26 protein-coding genes and 1 tRNA gene are annotated in these 23751 nt (G+C 45.5%); 2 read left to right on the top strand and 25 right to left on the bottom strand.

All coding sequences use genetic code 11. The features are described 5' to 3' along the window. Positions 1-30 precede the first annotated feature (30 nt). The 9 genes from VLG36_04200 to dnaJ form a co-directional block, all read right to left on the bottom strand. Positions 31-107 (bottom strand) — tRNA-Lys (locus VLG36_04200). 316 nt (positions 108-423) lie between these two features. Further along, the gene (locus VLG36_04205; protein ID HSW77975.1) at positions 424-900 is read right to left on the bottom strand and encodes a hypothetical protein; all 477 of its coding nucleotides are present in this window, start codon (positions 898-900) and stop codon (positions 424-426) included. A gap of 5 nt (positions 901-905) precedes the next feature. After that, positions 906-1391 carry a DUF192 domain-containing protein gene (locus tag VLG36_04210; GenBank protein ID HSW77976.1) on the bottom strand — a complete coding sequence of 162 codons (486 nt, stop codon included), beginning with the start codon at positions 1389-1391 and terminating at the stop codon, positions 906-908. A gap of 56 nt (positions 1392-1447) precedes the next feature. Continuing rightward, the gene (rimK, locus tag VLG36_04215; GenBank protein ID HSW77977.1) at positions 1448-2359 is read right to left on the bottom strand and encodes a 30S ribosomal protein S6--L-glutamate ligase; all 912 of its coding nucleotides are present in this window, start codon (positions 2357-2359) and stop codon (positions 1448-1450) included. Then, positions 2359-2805 (bottom strand): RimK/LysX family protein, encoded by a 447-nt coding sequence (locus tag VLG36_04220; protein ID HSW77978.1) that lies wholly within the window; start codon positions 2803-2805, stop codon positions 2359-2361. The genes rimK and VLG36_04220 overlap by 1 nt, the downstream gene beginning before the upstream one ends. A 39-nt stretch (positions 2806-2844) precedes the next feature. Next, positions 2845-3831 carry a hypothetical protein gene (locus VLG36_04225; GenBank protein ID HSW77979.1) on the bottom strand — a complete coding sequence of 329 codons (987 nt, stop codon included), beginning with the start codon at positions 3829-3831 and terminating at the stop codon, positions 2845-2847. Positions 3832-3841: 10 nt separating this feature from the next. Next, positions 3842-5194 carry a tyrosine/phenylalanine carboxypeptidase domain-containing protein gene (locus VLG36_04230; GenBank protein ID HSW77980.1) on the bottom strand — a complete coding sequence of 451 codons (1353 nt, stop codon included), beginning with the start codon at positions 5192-5194 and terminating at the stop codon, positions 3842-3844. A gap of 32 nt (positions 5195-5226) precedes the next feature. Next, positions 5227-5736 carry a GNAT family N-acetyltransferase gene (locus tag VLG36_04235; GenBank protein ID HSW77981.1) on the bottom strand — a complete coding sequence of 170 codons (510 nt, stop codon included), beginning with the start codon at positions 5734-5736 and terminating at the stop codon, positions 5227-5229. A 25-nt stretch (positions 5737-5761) separates the two neighbouring features. Then, positions 5762-6865, bottom strand: coding sequence for a molecular chaperone DnaJ (dnaJ, locus tag VLG36_04240; GenBank protein ID HSW77982.1), 1104 nt, complete (start codon positions 6863-6865; stop codon positions 5762-5764). 121 nt (positions 6866-6986) lie between these two features. On the opposite strand from dnaJ, the gene VLG36_04245 reads away from it, so the two are divergent. Beyond that, positions 6987-7322, top strand: coding sequence for a helix-turn-helix transcriptional regulator (locus VLG36_04245; GenBank protein ID HSW77983.1), 336 nt, complete (start codon positions 6987-6989; stop codon positions 7320-7322). A 63-nt stretch (positions 7323-7385) separates the two neighbouring features. On the opposite strand, the gene VLG36_04250 is transcribed toward VLG36_04245, so the two are convergent. From VLG36_04250 to VLG36_04285, 8 genes are all read right to left on the bottom strand, one after another. Next, complete coding sequence (locus VLG36_04250) at positions 7386-9032, bottom strand: FAD-binding oxidoreductase (GenBank protein HSW77984.1); 1647 nt, start codon at positions 9030-9032, stop codon at positions 7386-7388. Continuing rightward, positions 9033-9317, bottom strand: a complete 285-nt coding sequence (locus VLG36_04255; protein ID HSW77985.1) for a hypothetical protein — start codon at positions 9315-9317, stop codon at positions 9033-9035. Between the two features lies 1 nt (position 9318). Continuing rightward, positions 9319-10065 (bottom strand): DNA repair protein RadC, encoded by a 747-nt coding sequence (gene radC, locus VLG36_04260; protein HSW77986.1) that lies wholly within the window; start codon positions 10063-10065, stop codon positions 9319-9321. A gap of 47 nt (positions 10066-10112) precedes the next feature. Continuing rightward, on the bottom strand, positions 10113-10697 hold the full coding sequence (locus tag VLG36_04265; GenBank protein HSW77987.1) for a metal-dependent hydrolase: 585 nt from the start codon (positions 10695-10697) through the stop codon (positions 10113-10115). A gap of 64 nt (positions 10698-10761) precedes the next feature. Then, a complete protein-coding gene (gene dnaK, locus VLG36_04270; GenBank protein ID HSW77988.1) occupies positions 10762-12645 on the bottom strand; it encodes a molecular chaperone DnaK in 1884 nt (627 codons plus the stop codon). A gap of 141 nt (positions 12646-12786) precedes the next feature. Further along, positions 12787-13044 carry a hypothetical protein gene (locus VLG36_04275; protein ID HSW77989.1) on the bottom strand — a complete coding sequence of 86 codons (258 nt, stop codon included), beginning with the start codon at positions 13042-13044 and terminating at the stop codon, positions 12787-12789. Between the two features lie 18 nt (positions 13045-13062). After that, positions 13063-13530 (bottom strand): nucleotide exchange factor GrpE, encoded by a 468-nt coding sequence (locus VLG36_04280; GenBank protein HSW77990.1) that lies wholly within the window; start codon positions 13528-13530, stop codon positions 13063-13065. Between the two features lie 15 nt (positions 13531-13545). Beyond that, positions 13546-14250, bottom strand: coding sequence for a hypothetical protein (locus VLG36_04285; GenBank protein HSW77991.1), 705 nt, complete (start codon positions 14248-14250; stop codon positions 13546-13548). A gap of 73 nt (positions 14251-14323) precedes the next feature. Between VLG36_04285 and VLG36_04290 the strand changes: the two genes are divergently transcribed. Beyond that, positions 14324-14968 carry a nucleoside monophosphate kinase gene (locus VLG36_04290; GenBank protein ID HSW77992.1) on the top strand — a complete coding sequence of 215 codons (645 nt, stop codon included), beginning with the start codon at positions 14324-14326 and terminating at the stop codon, positions 14966-14968. A gap of 1 nt (position 14969) precedes the next feature. Here the strand turns inward: VLG36_04290 and lepA are convergent, their stop codons facing one another. From lepA to VLG36_04330, 8 genes are all read right to left on the bottom strand, one after another. After that, the gene (gene lepA, locus VLG36_04295) at positions 14970-16748 is read right to left on the bottom strand and encodes a translation elongation factor 4 (GenBank protein HSW77993.1); all 1779 of its coding nucleotides are present in this window, start codon (positions 16746-16748) and stop codon (positions 14970-14972) included. A gap of 18 nt (positions 16749-16766) precedes the next feature. Next, positions 16767-18395, bottom strand: coding sequence for a murein biosynthesis integral membrane protein MurJ (murJ, locus tag VLG36_04300; GenBank protein ID HSW77994.1), 1629 nt, complete (start codon positions 18393-18395; stop codon positions 16767-16769). Between the two features lie 19 nt (positions 18396-18414). After that, on the bottom strand, positions 18415-20271 hold the full coding sequence (gene ftsH, locus VLG36_04305; protein HSW77995.1) for an ATP-dependent zinc metalloprotease FtsH: 1857 nt from the start codon (positions 20269-20271) through the stop codon (positions 18415-18417). A gap of 70 nt (positions 20272-20341) precedes the next feature. Next, positions 20342-21181, bottom strand: a complete 840-nt coding sequence (gene tilS, locus VLG36_04310) for a tRNA lysidine(34) synthetase TilS (protein ID HSW77996.1) — start codon at positions 21179-21181, stop codon at positions 20342-20344. A gap of 6 nt (positions 21182-21187) precedes the next feature. After that, positions 21188-21361, bottom strand: coding sequence for a hypothetical protein (locus VLG36_04315; GenBank protein HSW77997.1), 174 nt, complete (start codon positions 21359-21361; stop codon positions 21188-21190). A 20-nt stretch (positions 21362-21381) separates the two neighbouring features. Beyond that, entirely contained in the window at positions 21382-22017 is a 636-nt protein-coding gene (locus tag VLG36_04320) for a type II secretion system protein (GenBank protein ID HSW77998.1), read from the bottom strand. Positions 22018-22047: 30 nt separating this feature from the next. Further along, positions 22048-23286 (bottom strand): hypothetical protein, encoded by a 1239-nt coding sequence (locus tag VLG36_04325; protein ID HSW77999.1) that lies wholly within the window; start codon positions 23284-23286, stop codon positions 22048-22050. Continuing rightward, a complete protein-coding gene (locus VLG36_04330; protein HSW78000.1) occupies positions 23279-23545 on the bottom strand; it encodes a hypothetical protein in 267 nt (88 codons plus the stop codon). The genes VLG36_04325 and VLG36_04330 overlap by 8 nt, the downstream gene beginning before the upstream one ends. Between the last annotated feature and the right edge of the window lie 206 nt (positions 23546-23751).

Consider the following 23751-nt stretch of genomic DNA (forward strand, 5'->3'; position numbering starts at 1 on the left):
CAAATAAAGGAAGTCTTTTTTATAATTTCATGGAGGGTCCAGTGGGGCTTGAACCCACGACACCCTGCTTAAAAGGCAGGTGCTCTAACCAGCTGAGCTATGGACCCATGTAGTAAGTACTACCAACGCGTTGGTAACTTTAAAAAGATATCACTTTTAAGGGGTGTTTGTCAATATTTAGACAAAACGCGCCTACTCATTTTCAAGTATTTGTTGCTGAAACGGAGAGATCTCGGCTTCTTCAGAAGCCTCCTCTAAGTGCAGCTCACAGTAGAGCTGACTTAGCGCTAACGCGCCTTGCAGTTTTTTGGGCCGCTCTTCTACCGTGGATTGATCACAATTTTCATGTATACATATAGACATAACATAACCATGATACTACACATACGATATGCGTAGACTGTGATCTGAGTCACAAAACGTCTAATGCTCCTTGTCTTTGTGATGACGGCGCGATGTTTTGGTAAAGAGAAGGTCAACTACCGCGAAGATAAGCCCGGCCGTCACGATAACAGCGCGGTACTGTACGAAGAATTCATATACTGGTTTACCAGTAGCGTCTATCACCAGAGCCGAACCAAGTGGCTCAAGTAGCAGCGCTATCGCCAGTCCGGCAAACGCCAGCGCACCAACCACCCGTTGGATCATATTTTTATATGTCGGACCGCTCGAAAGTAGCAAAAGAGCCGGTAGCAAGATAAGTACCGCCGACACCACACTCGAAAGAGGCGGTTTAATAATTTGAATACCAGTGTTGGCAATGATAGGCGTTAGGTCGCCCACCCATAGCGTACTGAGCATCGCTCCGGCGGCAAGCGCCAAGCTTGGTGCACCAAATCGTCGCTTAGTAAAAAACACGACAGCGAATAGTAGTGCAATAACGATCAGAAAAATCGCCACAAAGCTCAAAATTGTATCCCCTGTAGGTTGTTTTCATCAAACTGCGCAGTGGCGTTTATATCGATGGATTTTTGCCCTACTACACCAGCTGCAAGTTCTACTACGTAACGTGCATCATCTTTGGGCGCAAACTGTTGATACGGATAGCTTTCTGGTGGCACATTCTTGACGATGTATATCACCTGCTTGTCTTTATTGAGCCACACGATATCTATGGGAAAATTCATATCCTTCATGTTGATAGGCCATTTGCCGTCCGTATCATAAACAAAGATCATAGCGTTATCCACGCTTAGGCTTGGTGTACCTGTTAGGCCTTTATCGCGCGCAGCTTGCGTTTTAGCCACTTGAGCCGTGAAGATTCCATCACCAAGATGTAACGTCGTGTGCGGCTGTAGCTGCGGCCACAGGACGTACACAGCGGCCATAGACACGAGCATCAATACCAAGGCAATTACACCCCAGGACATGGCGTCTCTTCGTCGGCTCATATGCGCACAGCCCGCATTATCATAAGCCTTATTATAGCAAAGAAGCTAAAAAGGGGTTACGCGCCGATTTTATCTTTTTTGGTACGACGTTTAGCGTTCATCTCGACATATTCGATAATCGGACCTGCGACATCACGACCAGTTACCTTTTCGATGCCAAAGCCAGGACTGGCATTCACTTCAAGAATAAGCGGACCGCGCTCGCTACGCATCATGTCGACACCGGCAATATTAAGACCCATAGCCTTTGCAGCACGGATAGCCATTTTGCGTTCTTCTTCAGTCAGCTTAATTGGAGTGCCTTCGCCACCTTTGTGTAGATTAGAGCGAAAATCATCATCCAAGCTCTGGCGTTTCATACTAGCAACCACGCGGCTACCAACCACAAACACACGGATATCCGTACCAGCAGATTCTTTTACGAATTCTTGCAATAGTACGTTCGTGCCATCTTCATTAGATAGATAGAATGCCTGAAGTACTGATTTTGCAGCTTTTTTGCTTTCAGCTAGAACGACACCATTTCCATGAGTGCCACTGGCCAGCTTAATAATAACCGGCATACCACCCACTTTGTCGATGAGGTCATCAATGTCCGTAGAGTTGCGTGAAAAAACCGTTTTTGGAATGCCGATACCTGCCTTGGAAAGCAGTTGCATACTACGTAGCTTATCACGCGAACGGTTAATTGATATCGAGCTGGAAACGGCGTAGATACCCTGCATTTCAAGCTGACGAACGATAGCCGTACCGTAACGAGTCATATTTGCTGCAATGCGTGGAATAACTGCATCGAAACCACCGAGGTCTTCTCCGTGGTAGCTAATTGTTGGATTGTTTTGTTCAATAGACGCGTAGCAGTCACGGTATTTGATAACCGAAACTTCATGACCACGCTTAATAGCCTCTTCTTTGAGACGCTTTGTCGAGTAGTTACCTGGACCATTAGAAAGGATTGCAATTTTCATTAGTTTTCTCCGCCATCTGTATCATATTCTTGATTAATCTGTACGTCGACCAGAATGCCTTGTTCCCGTAGGAATCGGCGACCGATAAGTATCTCGCGCTGCATCTTTGACCTATTAGAGAGGCCAATGGTGATCGGATAAGCCTTACCCTGGATCGTAATTTCAGTGGTAATAATATACCGCCTAACAAGATGTCCCGTTGAGCTGCGTACCTGCGTCACTTCGTAATCTTCTGTTTCTTGTGTAAAAGATTCGTTTTCCGACGGGATAAACCGCAGCACCCGTCTCCCATCAGATTCCCGTTTATGCTCTTTAACATACGAGCAGTGCATTGCCCCAGAATAGGCACCAGTATCTATCTTTGCGACACAGTCAATAATGCCGTACTGCGGCAACGATACGTGTTCTACACAGCCAAAGATAGTGGGAGTATGGGTATTTGACATTCTAATACTTTAGCACATTTTGATGTAATAGTCAACTATCTACCCCTGTTGAAGAAATAGATCAATTTGGTCAGCCAGACGTGAAACCACGTCGAATTGCCGGCCATCGCGACAAGCATAGCACAATTTAAGTACCGGCGCAGTATTAAATTCTATTAGCCAGTAATTTTGGTCGTTTGCCGGCTGCGTGTAATCTTTACAGAAGACATCGGCCACAATAAACCCTGCTCCGAGCTGTTGCACTAGTGTCTCAACTTTTTTGATATATGTTTTATGCACTTCAGGGAACACATTGTAGATTGATGCACCGCCGCGAACCATTGTAGAGCGGTTAAGCTCTACAATTTCTCCTCTTATTGGGATGCGCTCGCTTGTCAACAAGGCCTCGTCAACAATTTCCTCCGAAAGAGATGGATACGTAATACGCTCCAGTTTGATCTGAAGGCGGGACTCGTTTTCCTCTCCAATAAGTTTGGCGATTGTTGAGATACCGTCACCAACAACCCTGGCAGTTTGGCGCAGTAATACTGCCTCGACCTTACCGTTCATCACAAGAAAGCGTAATTCCTCACCCTCGACTTGCTGCTGTACTAAAATCGTATCCGAAACTTGCTGTGCTTTTTTAATCGCTTCTTTAAGCGTTTCCAATGTGGTGATATTAAGCGTCAAACCACGACTCAACGACGAATTTGATGGCTTTACAATCACCGTACCGAACTCAGCCAATAAGGCTTCCGATATACTATCACTTGGTTCAGTCCTAACCAGCTTTGAATAAGGCGTAGGAAACTCATACGCAACAGCAAAATCATATGTCTCTTGCTTATTTACAGATACATCTTGTACATATTTAGAGTTGAAGGGGTACGTAATAAAGGAGGCTTTGGTTGTCCAACGCTTTTTCGTTGGACTCTCATAGGATACTACCAGGGGATTGTGGGACATTTCGCTCATGCGATAGCCTTTAGCTTGTAACGCTTTGTTGAGCAGCTTAAAAGAGGCAAATTGGTCGTCTTGGACTGTCATAGATCCTCCTTTATTTTGACGAGGTTTCGTACACGATTCGTTCGTGTGCTTTTGATGATGGGTCGTTTTTACCAAGGAGGACAAAGGTAAAACGAAGGTCGTCGCCTCTAATTTCTTCGAGATAGCGCCAGGTGTTCACAGCACCATTGTAGTATGCGAGGTCCTTAAACCAAGGGAGCTCATCTGTACCTCGGAACATACGCATCGTACCACCGTACGCGCTGTCTTGTGCTTTGTCGCGAGCTGTGCCCGTTAAATCATCACCCTTTAGAGAACCGAGAGCAGCGAGACGCCATTTAATCTCAAACGTATCTCGAAAATCTTTATTGTCATGATACGCAAGACCAGCTGTAATGTAATGATCAATACCCGCCTCGGAGAATTTCCCTTTAAGAGCTTGCTCCATAACAACTCCTAGACCCTCTTCAGCGTCATAGTAGTCGCTAAGACCGTTAGCAAGAGGTTCAAGATCTGTTTCTTCACCCATAACAGCGCGTAACATATGTACACCAAGTTCATGAACAACTAGTCCGCGCAACTGGTCTTGGCTAAGCTCACCGCGATCGTCCGGAATAACGATTCGCTTTTCAGTCGACTTAACATTAATTGACTTTGCAGACTCAACATCTACCTTCCAGTCCTCCGCTGCTTCGCCAAATTCGTCACGAATAATCTCTTGGAAAATCGCTTGAGTCTCTTTAACAGAAAACGTTTCTTTTCCTTCAGGAACATGGGCTAGCATGCCACCATATAAACCTTCGACAATTCCTTGAACCCATTCGATAGTTTCCTGTGAAGGGTGAAAACGTTCTGGTATTTCACCGCCCTCCGAAAAGCCCGTCAATGAGAAGAGCTCGTCACGAAGTGTCGCAGCTTCACCTATCAGATTTTTCTGGCTAATGGCGGCGAGTTTCTCTTGTAGCAGCGAACGGTAAGTAGCTTCATCCGGCGTACCATAGAGTTCAATATTAAGCTGCATATACTCTGAGCGAAGATGCAATTTTTCGGCTTCATCCTCTGTATTGTTTAGCTCATCGGCAAGCTCCATTAAACGAGTTCGGGCTTTGTAGCCCTCGATAAACTGATCATAGGCGACAGTAAATTTAGGATTAAGATCCCTCGCAGCGAGGATAGAATTTCCTACAGCCGCTATCTCTGCAGTTCGCTCGGTAAAATCAATCGCATCAAGTTTGTCATATGTATGATCGGGGTTTCGAACTTCACCTGCCAAAAATGCAGCCTTTTGCTCCTTAGCGTCTTGGGGTACAAAGTTGGTAATAAGCTTCGGCTCGAGCTCAAGCAACGCCTTGTAGCGCTCCGACAATGTTGTTTGCGGTTCTTTCTGCTCGATTGTCATTTCCATTACCTAAATTTTACCATTTTATAGATAAAAAGTCAACCAACCGTAAGCTCCATCGTTATCATTTTTGCCCCATAGAAGTCATTTTTGGTATAACCTGTCTTTTTAAAACCATACTTTCTGTAGAGAGTCTGAGCTCTAAAGTTATTCTCTACGACCGAAAGATAGAGTGTATCGCCTGGTTTTGCGACACTTAGCGACTCTTTAAACAAAGCCTTACCGATTCCCCTACCCTGATAATCAGGATCAACGAAGAGTCCCCTTTTGCGAATCGTACGGTCGTCGGCACGGACCTCTTTGGTGTAGCCAACTATCAACCCATTTGCTACAGCAACCCAGATATACCATGCAGGATCATCTAACTTGGGTAAGAAAAAATCGAAACGCCGCTGGCGAGCCGACTTCGACATTGCAAAATATTGGAGAAAAATCTTACGTTCTTGCTCGGGAATAAGATCTGTATACGAGATCTGGTGAACCTTACATGACAGACGGTATATTCCATCTATATCTTCTTTAACCGCTCGTCTGATGATTGGTTTCACTATACGCTCTATTGTAGAGATACGTTTAGAAAAATCCAGCCTTTTTACCGCTCTTAAATTCCTCGAGGAGGGCTTTCTGCTTTTTGTTCAACTTTGTTGGAATGTCTACGATAACACTAACAATATGCGCACCGCGAGAGTTAGCGCGCATATGCGGAACACCATGATTAGAGAGTTTAAAATCGGTTCCACTTTGGGTACCAGACGGAATTTTCATCCTGACCGTTCCGTCGACCGTTTCAACATCCATTTCGGTACCAAGAGCGGCATCTACCATAGAAACATGCTCTTCGCTAAGGATAATATCGCCTTCGCGCGTAAACTTCTTGTGTGCTTTTACGCGAATATGTACATACAAATCACCCCGCGAACCGCCCCCTATAGCCTCTCCACGTTCCTTGAGGCGAATTGTTGAGCCGTCGTCGATTCCAGCGGGAACCTTAAGCGTAATAGTTTGCTTACGGCGCTGCGTCCCCTTGCCCTTACAGACACTACAAACTTTTTCAGGGACTTTACCCGTACCCCTACAGTTCTCACATGTAGCCGCCTGCTGAATAGGACCAAAAACAGTATTCATAACGCGTGTTTGCTGACCCGCACCCTTACAGACCGGACAAGTTTTCATACTATGACCAGGTTCTACTGTTGTGCCATGGCAATGTTCGCATTCGTCATCCATATCGAGTGTTATTTCTTCTTCAACACCAAACACGGCGTTCTCGAACGAAAGTGCTATTGTCGTCTCTACATCGCGGCCGCGTTTAGGGCCTGTGTCTCGCTGAGCACCACCGCCAAAGAATTGACCAAAGATGTCACCAAGACCACCGTCACCAAAGTCAAAGTGGACATTTTGACCACCAAAACCTTCAAATGGATTACTACCGGTATAACCCCCGCCACCGCCAGGATTACCGCCCACTCCAGCATGACCAAACTGGTCGTAACGCTGACGCTTTTGCTGGTCTTTTAGCACCTCATAGGCCTCATTCGCCTCTTTAAACTTAACTTCGTCGCCACCCTCTTTATCTGGGTGATATTTAACGGCAAGCTTACGAAACGCCTTTTTTATTTCATCGGCGCTGGCGCTCTTAGACACACCCAAAACTTCGTAGTAATCTCGTTTATTCATCTTATATTATGATACAAAACTAGCACTTGGATGTCTAGAGTGCTAAGACAATTTGACATATAATATTGTTTATGTTATAATCCATAAGTTGTTACCGTCTTCTCTAGGGAGAGAACTGTACATGCACAAGATTAAGTTGCGCCGCCTGGAGCTTGACCTGTCGATCAGCGACGTGGCCGTCCTGAGCGGCGTAGCACCTGGCACTATCGGCAGCATCGAACGCGGTGGGCGTGTCTTCAAGATCAACTTCGAGACCGCCAGGACTCTCGCGTACGGCCTCGATACGCCACTACACACGCTGTTCTGCGAGACTGAGCTCTCCGATCTGGGAAGGCCTGCACTGACAGGAACCAAGATTGGCAAGCCCAAGACCGCTCGCATGGGTGTCATCTGCATCTCGTGCCACCTGGAGATCCCCCGGGCGCACAACACCTGCCCCACCTGCATCGCCGCCTGAAATACGGCGTGAGCTAGTCGGGGCACCCCCGCACTTCATGTGCGGGGTTTTCCCTTTTAGATGCTAAAAATGTTCGCGAATGTGACTAAAGCTAAAATCCCAAGTTGCGTCCGTCTTTTTGTGTGGATTAAAGATATCCTGCGGGTCGTAAAGGTGTTTAATCTCTCGCATATATCCAAGCACATTCGGGCTGTACATCTGCTCAAGCCATGGACCACGAATCAAACCATCTCCATGCTCACCAGAAACAGAACCTCCATACGATATAACTAGTGTATTTACTTCTTTCATGGCTGGCTCGAACTTAGCACGCTCTTTAGGGTCTTCGATTTTCATGAGTGGAATAACATGAAAGTTACCATCACCCATATGACCAGCAATGGTCGCAAATAGGTTATATTTTTTAATGATAGCGCGAAGTTGCGGCAAAAATTCGGTTAGGCGATTGGGCGGTACGACGAAGTCATCAATAAACGGTGCAGTATGCTTATCTTTAACCTTTTTACGCAGTAGGTTAAAGCTTTCGCGGCGCATAAGCCAGAATTTTCGTGACTTAGCCTCTGTGCTGTCTTCCTCCATGTAGGTAAATCCAAATCTCTTAAGATCAAGCTTAGCTTCGTGAATTTTCTTTTTGACTTCTTCTGGCGTAGCGCCAGTAAACTCAATCAGCAAAATAAGCTTTGGTATGCCACGAGCGATCATAAGACCATCTGGCAGTAGTTGCAACGCTGTTTTAATCCACGTCCACAGGCCCAACTTAGCGATAAACAAGAAAAAGAATCTGAAGCTAAGCCATAATGTATTGTCATCAAAGCTTTCGAAGGTTGCAGGCTTACGCGCAAGAACAGCCGGAATGACATCGCCAAGATTATCGAGTGTGTGCATATAGCAAACAAGCGTACCAGAGTGCGGTGAATGCGGCACTAGTCTGACTTTTGCCTCGGTAGTAATACCGAGCGTTCCTTGGCCTCCAATAAACAACTTGGTTAGATCGAAAATACCAGTCTCACGCTTCCAGACATTCCACAAATGATAGCCGGTTGAATCTTTCGTAACGTGAGGTGCAGCAGCCTGAATTTCGTCATAGTGAGAATCGAGTAGGTCGAATGTCTGACGGTAGAGGTTACCCTCAAAATCATCCTGCTCCATTTTGGCGTTCAACTCAGCTCGCGTAAGCGGCTTGAGCGTATACTCATTGCCATCACTTAGCACGACTTTCATTTCAGTTACAAAATTATCGGTTTTACCATATTCGAGCGACTTTTCACCACCCGAGTTGTTATTGACCATTCCACCCACTGAGGCAAGATCACGACTCGCTGGGTAACATGGTAGAAGACTACCATGTTTTAGGGTTTCCACTTCAAAATCCTTATACATAAGCCCTGGTTGAAAGTGTGCTGACTTTTCATCAACCTCATAGAGTTGATTCATGTGTCTACTCACATCTAAAACAATTGATTCGCCGATGGCACCACCAGACATGTCCGTGCCCCGGGAACGGGGCGTAATACTAAGATCCGGCATGATTGATTTGTGTTGCATAACAAAAGAAACAGCTGCTTTTATGTCCTCAGTAGCCTGCGGAAACACAACGACCTGAGGTTTCAGTTCAAATAAACTTGCGTCGTGACTGTAAAACTCACGAGTCTCTTCTGAGGTGTCGATTTCTCCCTTAAAAATTTTGGCAAGCTCTTTTGCTATATCCATCTATTGCTCCGATTGTTCGTTTTTGATGATCCGGAAATTATCCTGGAGATATATCAGGTCGGATACGATATCCTCGAGTTTAATCTTTAACTCGTAGCTTTCGGTGTCACGACTAATATCATCCAACTTGGTAGCGACAGTTACAAAATAATCACCTGAGACGACTTCAGCATCTAGTTCGAGTGCTTCACGGCGACTAATCTCTTGATCACGGACGAAGCGAGGCGAGCGCCAATTGCTTATACGACCAATAAAATTAGATATTTGATAAGTAGATGTATCCATACTATTCTTTCTCCTTACAGCTTATAAATGTGTCACCGGCAATAATCAGATGATCAAGCAAATCGATGCCAAGCACTTGACCGGCATCTTTTAATTGGGCAGTTGCACGTCTATCATCTTCTGTCGCCTCTAATGATCCTGATGGATGATTATGCGCTACGATAACAGCCACCGCACCATATTCGATAGCCGGCTGGAATACCTCACGCGGATGTACGATGTTTGCCGTCAAGCTACCAATAGAAATAATCTCCTCATGGATAACTTGGAAGCGACTATTAAGATACAGGCCTCTTAGTTGCTCTTTTTGAAGGTGCCCCATACTCTTAAGATGTTCGAATGCCTGCTCTGCCGTACGGATATAGACTGGCTTTCCACCTTTTTGTTGATAGGCACGACGACCAAGTTCAAAACTAGCCACAATCTGACATGCTTTTGTAATTGGGATATCAAGCGTCTCGGCTAACCGTTGCGGATTTCTTTCGTTTACAATTGCCTGTTCGCCGTACTCACGCACAACACGATGTGCCATGCTCATAACTTCTTCTTTACGAGTGCCGACGCCGAGCAGTACAGCAATTAGCTCAGCATGCGTAAGATTACTCGGACCCGCGCTTAGCAGCTTCTCTCGGGGCTTGTCCGCTAATGGCAGGTCGCGAACCCGCAAAACGTACCGCGTGTCACCCTCGCCGATAACCATATCGTTATCAACCATCGTATAGGCATCTGTTTCAATAAGCATAGGCATAATTATCTCTAACTATACCTCCACAAAGTGTAAATGTGAAGAGATAGCTAATATATGATGTGATTATGTAAAAAAGAAAGAAGCTGTGCGTAATGTGTACTCACAAGTACGCTAGCGATAATAAGAAGTACAGGAATAACAATCAGTGTTTCTGTCCATTTTCCCGTGGTCACACGAAGTTGTTTAATTGGTGGAAACCCAAACTTTACGGGGATAGGTAGTAGCCATGGAACACCCTCTTTGGTGATAGTATCCATAATCAGATGCGACAGCATACCGATCATAAGCGCCCACCACACGTACGTAACTTGCATGCTCGGCAAGAGAGGCTGCAGAAAATTCAGAAGCAGACGTGAGAGAAGACCGACAAGTACCAATCCCAGTAATGAGTGTGTTAAGAATCGATGGCCACCAAGCATTTTGCCGATGATTTTGCCAATAACCCCTCCTATAGGAAGATTACGCCAGAACGGTGCTGTTGGCTGATCTATATCTGGAATAATACCACCTATTTGATTCGCTAGTATCGCTATAACAGCCGTGGCAAGTGTAATAGTCGGGAGTTCTGGTAAAACTACAATAACCGCCAAAAGTGAGGTGGCTGCGGCAATGTCATGTGTACGAGCTTTCATATCTCTTTATTGTAATCTAAAAGCCCCACATTATGCGGGGCTTTTAGCAAGGCTACGAGAGAGATTATTTTTTCTCTTCGTCAACGACTTCGCCTTCTACAGGTTCGTCGCCCTTTTTGTCATCTTCTGCTGGTTTTTCTTCTTTAGCGGCAGCTTCGTAAAGCTTAGCGCCAACCGTTTGAAGTTTCTCCATCAATTCCTTAGCTGCTTTTTCAAGCTCTTCTTTATCATCTGAGTCTTTGTGCTTTTTAGCTTCGTCAGCTGCATCCTTAATGAGTTTTACGTCATCCTCAGAGATTTTATCCTTGTACTCGTCAGGCATTTTATCCGCTTGATAAATAGTGTTTTCGAGCGTATTGCGAGCATCAATAACTTCGCGCTTTTTCTTATCATCTTCAGCGTGCACCTCAGCTTCTTTTTGAGCCTTTTCGATGTCTTCTTTGCTCATATTGCCACTATCCTGGATAGTTACTGAGTTTTCCTTACCAGTCCCCTTATCCTTAGCGGTTACATGGAGAATACCGTTGGCATCGAGGCTAAAGGTGACTTCAATCTGTGGAACGCCACGAGGTGCTGGTGCGATACCATCAAGCACAAATTTGCCAAGACTCTTGTTGTCGGCAGCCATTTCACGCTCACCTTGCACAACATGAATCTCTACTTGTGGCTGGTTGTCGCTTGCTGTCGAGAATGTCTCACTCTTTGAAGTTGGAACGGTTGTATTGCGCTCAATAAGCTTAGTTGCAACACCGCCCATTGTTTCGATACCAAGAGATAGTGGCGTTACATCGAGCAGCAGTACATCCTTCACGTCACCTTGGAGCACACCACCCTGAATGGCAGCACCGACGGCAACAACCTCGTCTGGATTAACGCCCTTTAGTGGCTCTTTGTTAAAGATAGTCTTTACTTTCTCGACGACAGCTGGCATACGGGTCATACCACCAACAAGAACGATCTCATCAATCTCACTCGCCTTAAGGTTTGCATCTTTTAGCGCCTTTTCGACAGGATCGGCTAGACGAGTAATAAGATCACCTACGAGGTCTTCGAGCTTAGAACGGGTTAATTTGTATTCAAAGTGCTTTGGACCTTCAGCATCGGCAGTAATAAACGGCAGGTTAATGTCAGTTTCGGTCGTGCTTGAAAGTTCCTTCTTAGCTTTTTCAGCTTCGTCCTTAAGACGCTGCATTGCAGCTTTGTCACCCTTAAGATCAATGCCCTCTTGGTTTTTAAATACATCAATAAAGTGGTTAACGATGCGGTTGTCGAAGTCTTCACCACCAAGGTGAGTATCGCCGTTGGTTGAGCGAACCTCGAATACACCATCACCTAGTTCAAGAACTGACACATCGAACGTACCACCACCAAGGTCGAAGACAACGATCTTTTCGTCTTTTTTACTTTCAAGACCGTAAGCAAGCGCAGCTGCAGTAGGTTCGTTAATGATACGCTTAACTTCAAGGCCGGCAATTTTACCAGCATCTTTAGTTGCCTGGCGCTGTGAATCATCAAAGTAGGCAGGAACGGTGATGACCGCTTCTGATACCTTTTCACCAAGAAATGCCTCGGCATCTGCTTTGATCTTTGAAAGAATCATCGCGCTAACTTCTTCTGGCGTGTATTCTTTATCACCAAGTTTTACGGCAACACCATCGCCTTTTTTAATGATCTCGTATGGCATTATGTCGAGGTCTTTCTGAATTTCAGTATCAGACCATTTGCGGCCAATGAGACGCTTTACACCATAAATGGTATTCTTAGCATTTGTCACACGCTGGCGCTGTGCAACCTGGCCGACTAGACGTTCGCCGTTCTTGTTGATGGCAACAACACTTGGCGTCGTACGGTTACCTTCAGCGTTAGCAATGACTTCAGGCTTGCCAGCCACCATGTAAGCGAAAGCGCTGTTGGTTGTACCAAGGTCGATTCCGATGATTTTACCCATAGTATTAATACTCTCCTTTTGTTAGAAATCAATCTGTATATCTGGATTTATTTTAGCACTCCACATTGTAGATTGCCAATATATTCATTGTAAATAAATTAGCACTCTCATGTCAAGAGTGCTAATTAAGTTATCGTCGTATTAGCTCAGAGCCTCGAGAGCCTTGCCACCAAGCGATCGCGTTAAATGCTTGTCTCCTTGTAACCATTCATGCCAGATAGGGGTATCTTCAGGAGGGATACTCAATCTACCGACAGTCCCAAGATCATACTCTGTTCCAACAGCCGCCACATTACTTTCCGACTCTACCGAACGTAGAGGGCCACCTTTCGATATAAAGTCAACTTTGCCGCTATAGTAACTAGTAGAGTGATTCATCATTTCGTGATCTGCAGACATATATTTTCCTCGCTTAGTTTATTGACGTGTTACTTTTACCATAGCATGACGAACTGGAATACCGTTAAGTAAATAGCCAGCTTGAAGTTCTGCCTCGATTACTTCTTTTTCCCCTTCGGCTGTCTCATCGAATTGAATAGCTTCGTGAAGCTCGGGATCAAACTCAGTGCCAGCAGTTGCGTCAATGCGCTTGAGATTAAGTGCCTCTAGAGATTTCTCAAGATTTTTAGTAAGGCCAGCGACACCTTGTGCCCATTTATTGTCTTTTAGATCATCAGGGATATGAAATGCGGCACGTTCAATATTATCAATGACAGGAAGAAGCTTTAAAATAGCCCCTGCCTGTCCAGCCTCGCGTGCACCAATCTTCTCAGCCTCTACGCGTTTGCGATAATTTTCAAAATCAGCACGTGTACGCTGTAAATCGGCGGTTAGTTCAGCAATTTGCTGTTCATATTCGTCTGTTTTTTTACCTTTTGCTGGCACGTTTCTCTCCTTAAACTACAAAACTTCTTCTAGCATAGCACCCGCGTGACGAACGAGGCGCATTACCCGACCGTAACTTTGACGCGTTGGCCCAAGTACACCGATATAACTATGGTCAGAGTACGGCGAGCGAAATCGACTGATGATAAGGCTGGCTCCGCTACTCTTACCAATAGGATTCTCAGCCCCAATGTATACATTGAGCGGTTCGTTTGGCGCCGCCTCTCGTAGCCACGGCTCGAGATTATCAAGTAGACGTGCTACTGCTTGCGTGTGATTGCTCTGCATAAACTCGGGCTGACTAAACAGATTACCAATACCGCTCATATAGAGTTGATCGCCAATGGTAGCTAAGCCGAGGTTTTGCGTCAAGTCGACCAGGCTATCAACCGCACTTCTAATTGCTCGCGCGCTTGAATCATTATTGGAGACTCGCGCTTCAATCGCTCTCGCACCACGATCGAAACCAGGAGTATCCGTCTCCTGAGCCTCGGTAATACTGTTGACGTACAATCGATAGCCCTTATCAGTTGGAATACGACCAGCACTAGTGTGTGGTTGCATAATAAGCTCCATCTCCTCGAGTCGAGCCATTTCGCTGCGAATAGTCGCGCTAGAGACACCAAACAATTTGGCCAATATTACGCTGCCAACAGGCGCCGCAATTTCGGCGTACTGTTCAATAATAGCGGCAAGAATAGCGATCTGACGGTCGGTCATATCCATATTCTAGCACTCTTTTAATACGAGTGCCAGAGTTGCATCACAGAGGTGCATACCGTATACTGTGCCCATGGAAGACATCTTGCTCGCTCAAAAACCGCTCTCTACCATCAAGCAATGGCTTGAATCCGGTTCTATAAACATCTTTGGCCTGCCCTTTGCTGGAAAGGACACACATGGTGCGACCCTTTCGCATTTATTCGATGCTCCACTCCTCGGAGGGGGAGATATTTTACGCAATAGCGTTATTCCTCCAGAACTCAAGAAAGACCTCGATGCGGGTCTCCTTTTTCCTCCAGATAAATATCTAGAGATCGTTACTCCATACCTTAGTAAGTCAGAATTTCAAAACAGACCACTCATTCTTAGCTCGGTTGGCCGTTGGATTGGTGAAGAAGAAGGAATTTTGCGCGCTACAGAGGCAAGTAATCACTCTATTAAAGCAGTAATCTACCTACATTTAAGTGACGAAGTCGTATATAGGCGTTATGAGAAATCCCAGGAAAAAGGCGATCGTGCCGGACGTGCTGATGACGCTCGTCATATTCTCGCCACGAGAATCGAAGAGTTCAACACCAAAACCTTACCTGTTATCGAGGTGTACCGTCAAAAAGGTCTTTTAATTGAGGTGAATAGTGACGCCGAAAAACACGAAGTAATCGAAAATATCCTCGCACGGCTCTTTCTCAAAGCGACACTCGGTTCAGAAAACTAAACTACGACTTTTTAAGTAAAACCGTAAAGGCTTCAGATGGGATATCCACTTTACCAAAGCGCTTCATGCGCTTTTTGCCTTTTGCTTGCTTAGCGAGCAGCTTTTTCTTACGTGAGACATCACCACCATATAGATAGCCAGTCACATCTTTGCGATACGCAGAAAGATCGGCACGAGCGATAAACTTACCACCGATTGCCGCCTGTAAACTAACCTGAAAGTTTTGGCGTGGAATCACCTCTTTAAGTTTATCTACCACTTCTCGACCAACACGTTGTGCCTCCGAGCGATGCATCATAAGACTTAATGCGTCTATGATCTCGCCCGACACGTAAAAATCTACTTTCACAAGGTCTTCTGTTTTGTAACCAGATAGTTCGTAATTAAAACTACCAAATCCGCTAGTGACTGATTTCAATTGATCGTAGAAATCAGTCAGTAAGTTAGCAAGTGGGGCTTCAAAGGCAATGAGAGCACGCTCATCGATATAGCTCAGATTCTTTTGTTGACCACGCTTAGAAACGATTAGTTGAATAACCGCCCCAATGTATTCTTGTGGTACAACAATTTCTCCGTCAACCCATGGCTCACGAATCTCCGCCACCTTACTAGCATCTGGCATTTCACTTGCCGACTTAATGTCAATTTCTTCACCACTACTTAGGCGTACCTGGTAATCAGTTGAGGGATTTGTAACCACAAGGTCAAGATCATATTCGCGTTCAAGGCGTTCACGAATGATGTCCATGTGGAGCAAGCCCAAGAAACCGATTCGTACGCCATAGCCAAGTACGGGTGAGTTTTCCGGCTCGAATTGAAGTGCCGAATCACTCATCGAGAGTTTTTCTACCGCTTCCTTAAGATCATCGTAGTTCTCGTTTGAAACTGGGAAAAATCCTGCATACACGAACGGTTTCACATTTTTATATCCCGGTAAGGCCTGTTCAGAACGAGCTCGGCGAACCGTTACCGTATCACCTACTTTTGCATCACGCGTAGTCTTAAGGTTGGTCACAATATAGCCAATTTCCCCCGTGCTAATATCAACTCGTGAACTCATGGTTGGGCTTAATGCACCCACTTCTAGCGCTAAACCATTAGCACCTGTCGCAAGCATTTCAATCGTGTCGCCTTTTTTAATAGCGCCGTCGACAACGCGTATATACAGAATGACTCCGCGATAGTCGTCATAGTAGCTATCAAAGATAAGCGCACGCGTTGGTTTTTCTGGATCACCCTGTGGTGGCGCCATACGTTCAATAACGGCATCAAGTACATCCATGACACCTTCGCCGGTCTTGGCACTAATCTTGAGAATGTCCTCCTCACGACACCCAAGCAGATTCATAACTTCAGCAGAAACGCGTGGAACATCGGAAGCTGGAAGATCAATCTTATTAAGCACCGGGATAATTGTAAGATCGGCAGCAATAGCCAGGTAAACGTTTGCGAGTGTTTGCGCCTGGATTCCCTGACTTGCATCTACAACCAGGATCGCCCCTTCACAGGCCGCCAAACTACGCGAAACCTCGTAGCTAAAATCAACATGTCCCGGTGTGTCGATAAGGTTAAGGTCGTGACTCTTATACTGCATGCGAACCGGGGCAAGTTTGATAGTAATCCCCTTCTCGCGTTCAAGATCCATAGTATCGAGCAACTGTGATTTCATATCACGATGCTGAACAGTACCTGTCATCTCGAGCATACGATCAGCAAGTGTCGACTTACCGTGGTCGATATGAGCAATGATACAAAAGTTTCGAATATTAGACTGATTCATGTTCTAGGGGTAATTATATCAGTTCACCGAAGCGCGCCCAAACAGCAGCTTTTTCAGACGACCTAAAATTGGATCAACTTCAGCCAGTCTTAGCACTTTACTTGCCAAGAAGTACGTAGCCAAACTAATAACAACGATCGTAACGAACTTAGGGAACGTCGAAAGAAAGCTCTGGTCATTAGCACCAAATTGAAAGAACAGCACGGCGATATAGCTTATAACTCCCATAAAGAGCGTTGCACCAGCCATCCGCCAAATTGCCTTCATAAACGGAATATCAAATAAACCACCAATACGTCGTGACATAACATTAAATAAAATCATAACTTCTACAAAGGCTACTATCGACTGCGCCCAGGCAAGGCCGTACGCTCCCATATGAAGTTTCATCGTAAACCAGATTGCGAGAAAAATATTGAGGGCAATAGCAAAAATAGATATATAAAGCGGTGTTTTCGTATCTTGCTGCGCATAAAAACTACGGGCGGCAATATAGTAAATCGACCGGAATAAAATAGCTACGACAAGCGTACCAAGTAGACCAGCAATTAATGAATCACCGCCGTTAAAAATAAAACTTACGATATAACCTCGAGTGAAGAATGTAATTGTGGCGACAGGCAATGCAAGCCAAATAATAACGCGAAGAACCGATTGTAGCTCCGACTTAAAAAGATCCGGACGTCCCTGACTTAATCGCTCGGTCATTTTAGGAAATGCCGCCGTGCTAATAGCAACGCCAATAAGGTTGATTGGAGCCAAGTGTAATGTGGTAGCCTGCTGGTAGGCTCGAACTGTTCCCGCGATCATGCGCGATGCCAGGTTCATTTCTACTAAACCATTCAAGTAGTCCGCTCCCTGATCGAGTGATCGTGGTGGCAATAAATGTAATACCTGCCTAAAGCCTTTATTTTTCCAATAAATTTTAAACTGATAATCAAAACCGAGTCCCATCAATCCGACGGAGCTCACCACAAGTTGCATAATAGAGCCCAGCACGACACCAAGTGCCACACCCATAATTCCTCCATCAAACACTTGCCATCCAAAAATATTGATACCTCCTGTAAAAAAAACGGTACCAATAATAATGCCGACGTTATAAATAGTCGGCGCAAGTGCGTAAAATGTAAAGCGCCCCACCGCCTGTTGCATACTAGCAATAACTGTTGCTACCGCAAATAAGAACGGGTTAACAGCGATTACACGCATCATACTAACCGCAAGGCTGCGGCCAGATTCATCCAAACCAGGGCCAACAACATAGTGTACTAATTGATCAGCAAAAATAATGATAAGAATACTGGCAATCAATGTGAGGATTGCCATGAAGTTTACCAAACTTGTAGACAGTTCCCATGCCGATCTCTTATTACCCGTTGCTAGACGCTGATTAAACACAGGGATGAATGTCACACTTAGTGCACCAGACACTAAGATAACAAACATAAAATCCGGTATAGTAAATGCCACAGTATAGGCATCAATTCCAACCGGATATGTTTTTAGGTAGTAACCATTTAGTAAGCGGTCGCGGAAAAATCCTAAAAGGCTCGAAAGAAGCATCGAACCGGCGAGCAGCGCTGCTGCGTGCCGGATCGATAATCGCATGTTAGCTTTAGCAACGACGCTTCGTACTCGTCCCATAGGGTTTCTTGCCTAAAGCTTAGTGAAGCTTAGCCTCCGTTGGTAAGGTTGTATCTTTAAGGATTTGCTTAACTTGAGATTCTTCGATGGTCTCATCTTCAAGCAGCGCTTTTGCAAGTTTATCCAGACCTTCACGGTTGTGTGAGATAACTGCCTCAGCACGCTTAGCCGCCTCTTTAATGAGTGCCTCAACTTCCTTGTCGATCTCTTTAGCAGTATCGTCGCTGTACGGGCGCTCGTGGGTAATCCGGTCAAAGACCATGCCCCCGTTATCTTCGTGGAAGACTTGGTCACGCAGCTTACTTCCCATACCCTGTTCAATTACCATGTCGCGCGCAATTTCAGTTGCCTTGCGAAGATCCGAGCCAGCACCAGTGGTAATGCCGTCTGGACCGTAAAGGAGCTTTTCAGCCACACGACCACCCATAGCGCGAGCAAGGATGTCTTTAAATTCGTAGACATTTGTGTAGTTTCGGTCTTCAGGCGGCAAGAACCATGTCACACCACCAGTACCGCCACGAGGGATGATCGTTACCTTGTGAACAGGATCACTATCTGGAAGCACATGACCAACAATAGCGTGCCCAGCTTCGTGGTATGCGGTCATTTTCTTCTCTTCTTCGTTCATGATCTTGGTCTTACGCTCTGGACCAATTGCAATTTTTTCGAATGCTTCAGTTAAATCTGCGTTGCTAATTTTTTTAGCGTTGCGACGTGCGGCAATAATTGCAGCCTCGTTCACCATATTGGCAAGGTCCGCACCAGATGAACCGGCAGTTTTAGCGGCAAGTGCCCCGATATTTACCGATTCGTCCACAGGCTTGTTTTTAAAGTGAACCTTAAGGATCGACTCACGATCGCGTCGTTCTGGCAACATAATGTTCGTTCGGCGGTCAAACCGACCCGGACGAAGTAGTGCTGGATCGAGTACGTCTGCGCGGTTAGTTGCCGCTAGCACGATAACATTCGTACCAGTTTCGAAACCATCCATTTCAACCAAAATTTGGTTGAGCGTTTGTTCGCGTTCATCGTGTCCGCCACCCATACCAGACCCACGGCGGCGACCAACTGCATCAATCTCATCAATAAAGATGATAGCCGGTGAGTTCTTTTTAGCCTTTGCAAACAAATCACGTACACGAGATGCACCCACACCAACAAACATTTCTACAAACTCTGAACCAGAGATAGAAAAGAATGGTACGTTAGCCTCGCCTGCGACAGCGCGAGCAAGCATTGTTTTACCAGTACCTGGATTACCAACAAGCAATACACCCTTAGGGATCTTAGCTCCAAGACTCTCATACTTCTTTGGATGTTTCAAGAAATCTACAACTTCCTCAAGATCCTGTTTAGCAGAGTCGTTACCTGCAATATCATCAAAGACCACTTTCTCTTTGTCGATGCCATACAGTTTAGCCTTAGACTTACCAAAGCCCATGGCTTGGTTGTTTTGACCTTGTGCCTGGCGCATCATAAACATAAAGAAGCCAGCAATTAGAAGGGTAGGCACGATAATAATCGCGAGGTTCCAGATAGTATTGCCAACATCAGATGGCTGGGTAACGTCAACCTCAGTCTTATTGTGCTGCAGTCCCTGCTCATAGAGACTACTACCGCCTTCTTTGACAGACTTCTCTGTTGGCTGAGTTTGATCACTCGGCGTAACTTTAATGTCATTACCCTGAATCTCGATACGCTTAATTTGTCCGTTGTTTGCCTCTTGTATAACCTGTGAAATCGGCACGGTTTTTAGATCGCCATGTGGCGATACGAGTGCGACGACGACTAGTATTACAAATACTAAGATGGCCCAAAAAAGACTCAAGCGAATCATGTTACTCATCTTATTCTTAGGCGATTGTGGCTTTGGCATAAAAAATCAATTAATCCTTCCTAGGTTCGGTGCTTATAAGAAAATCCCACTCTTTTTATAATAGCATTCCTCAAGAGGTTTTAACAACAAAAGAACGCTGCGTGAAAGTTATAACAGACCCTTCCGAGATATCTTGTGAGCTGCCCGGCCGGGCTACCTTAATAGCAAGGAGTGTATGCTCTAATTGCGGCCGAGTTGCTGATACACCCTCACTTGCAATAATTATCTTCAGTAGTTCGGTCGCAACTGGTGGATCGATCTGAGTGAAAAAATAGCGAGAATGCTCAGTGCCCCGAGCTAATACGTTCGCTTCTCGCTCGATAGCATTTTTTATAACAAGCTGGCTGCGCCAAAGATCAAGCAATCCTTGCTTGTTTTCCAGAGGCAGTAGGGAAGTGATAGCCCGACGAACACGGTTACGCAAGTACTGTGTTTCACTATTAGTACTGTCCTCTACCCATTCGAGTCGTTTTATACGAGCGTATGTGCGAATATCCTGCTTGGTAAGTTGTAGTAGTGGTCGTGTAATATCCGGTGCGTCTAATACAGCAAGTCCTCGCCAACCCGTTCCGCGGAGTATATTGATAGCGATTGTTTCTATAATGTCGTCAGCATGATGCGCCGTTACAAGTTGAGCTTGGTGCTTTTTAGCTTCTCCGCGTAGGAAGACATAGCGCCGATCACGCGCCAGCTCTTCACTCGCCTTTTTTCCCAGTTCTTCCCGCTTAGTTACAAATGACAAACCGTATTTTTTAGCCAGTTGTTCAACAAACCGTGCGTCCGCAGCTGAATCATCCCGAATACCGTGGTCAAAATGTGCTACTAGTAATTCGTGACCACCATCTGCCACGAGCATATCCAATAGCACGACCGAGTCTATACCACCACTAATTGCTAGAAGGTAACGCACGTGCCACTAGCCCCACCGTTTTGAAACGCACACGCCCAGCCAAATGCCAAAGATGCCACCGATAGTGCCACCAAGGATTCCCCAAATATCCAGCAAATTACCGTCACCAAACAAGATAGGTAGGTAGCCACCCAAAAAACTAAAGACAGTCGCAAACAATAGGATTAGTCGTTTACTCATATTCTATAGTATATACGATCTTACGCGCCTGATGGCGGCGTTTCATTACACGTCAGGCCACTACCGCTGCTTGTAATATTGGAGAGGGTAATGGAGTGTTTGTAGTAATCTTGGGCAATATCGTATGTCCCCGAGCCCGTACCTCCGATTGTACCGTTAAAATTGCATAAATAGAAAATTGCATAGGTATGCGACGGATCCATTTCACGAAAGCCTAAGCGTCGATACGATACAGTATTCTGTGGCTGGGTCAGCATATTCCAAGCAGAAATAATATAACTTGTGCCATCGCTTGCGTAAATATAACAACCGGGGTAATGGCCCACACCGGTTGATGGCGTACTTTGCGGAAGTGATACACCAAGCCCAGGTACCCAATCGGACGTATGCGTTCCAATACTACAGTTAGCATCTGTCCTAGCTGTTGTAGTTCCCCAGTCAGGGTTTAAGTTAGACGCCGTAAACGGATAACTACCATGTTGTGCAAAGTAATTTTCGACGAGCTGACGGACATTCGTAAGGTCGGCCTGGATCTTAGCCTGTTGGGCCTTATTTTGCGCTCCATTATAGGACACAATAACGATGGTTGCCAAAATAGCTATCACTACAATGACAATGAGAAGTTCAACAATCGTAAAGCCACGTACTTTTTTCATAATGCTTATGATTAAAATTGTAACAGACTTTTATAGATAACGCGTGCTCCCAAACGGAATCTTTTGTTTTACTTCTCTACTCGTACCTAGCGTATTAGCAACGTGGATTGTTCGATCACCAAACCGTGAATTAATAGCGTCAATCGCCTCGGTGACATATTGTTCCCTAGCCAGCTGATCACCAAATAAGCTCAACTGGTCGTCTTCATCGCTATCGCTCAATTCATAACAACTTACACCAATTTCATAACAACCACCAGGTACCTGCAAAAATAGCATGCGAGCCTGCGCATAAATTGCCGCATCACTAAAAAACGGTAGATCGCACATATGACGCGCATGCCAATAGCCACGCTCCTCTGTTTTTGCATACACCAATACACCGCGAGCATGCTTATTTTGCGAACGGAGTTTTCGGCCAACTGACTCACACAGATTATGAAGTCGCTGTAGCACCTGCTGATGTGGCATATGTTTTTTCTCTAGCACATATTGACGACCAACCGTTTTGAGATCATGCATGACATCATCTACTTCGTAGCCACGTAGACGCTGGTGCCACTGCTCACCTAAAATACTTTTAAAAACCATCGTTCGCAAACTATATGCATCAGCGTCCAGGAACTGAAGGGGAGTGTAGATCCCAACAGCGTTTAATCGATGTTCGTTGTGCTTAGCGATACCTGTCAGATCGGTTAGTTTTAGTGTTGAGAGCGTCGAGCGCAAATTTAAGTGATCAATTACATCCAACCCATCAGGCTTATGCAGACCGGCGGCGGTTTTTGCTAAAAATCGGTTGGGTGCTATTCCCACATTACAGCGCATCGCCTTACCTATCTCATTACGTAATCTGTCTTTCATTTCGTAGCCAATATCCACTAATTCTCGCCCACGGATCACCTCGGTTGTTTTATGAAAATCGATCACCCCTTCATCGATGCTTTTCATAGTCACATGTGCCGAGTAATCTTTCATGATAGCCAACAACTTGTGGTACACAAACCGGTACTTTGGCGGATCACTCTCAAGCGCTATCAAATCAGGACAAAGTACGCGCGCCTCTTTTACACGCATACCCACGCTAACACCTAGTGCCTTAGCCTCATAACTGGCCGTCACGATAGACGTATTTTCCGTGCGACGGTTAACCACGGCGATAGGGCGGCCTCGGAGTCGTGGTCGAGCTTGTTGCTCAACGGTTGCAAAACAAGAATTCAAGTCAATGTGCATGATGAGCGGACGCTCAATATTGTACGACCCATTATTCATAATGGTCAGCCTCCATCGTCAAGTGCCATGTCAACCGCTCAGCATCAAATTCTAAACGATAGTCAGCGCCACCGTCTGTCACGTCAAAAATATGAACCGTCCGCGTTCCCTTGTTTGACGGATGTCTGAGGCCAAGCTCCGTCACCTCTATTTCCCGACCATTCGGCCGCCTAAACCGTAGCGGCATACATAGCTTTAGTCCATCCCCAAAGCTCGTTAGTACTTGTACACGTTCGTTTAAAAAAGTTTCGTCATTCATCATCAAATCCTCTAAAAGTTTTATTAGAGAAACGCTTTATCAGATTGTTCGCCCGTCCTTTTGCCCGTTTCTTAGCAAAAACCCGAAGACGATGAATGACCAATCGTGAGGGACGCTTAACCATAGAAGATCAGTGAGTATCACGCGGATACCTTTATTATACCACTCCTGCATTTTAAGCGATCGTTCCAATGCTGTTGTTATTT

This window comes from Candidatus Chromulinivoraceae bacterium (assembly GCA_035478595.1).
Taxonomy (GTDB): Bacteria; Patescibacteriota; Saccharimonadia; order Saccharimonadales; family Saccharimonadaceae; genus CAMLKC01.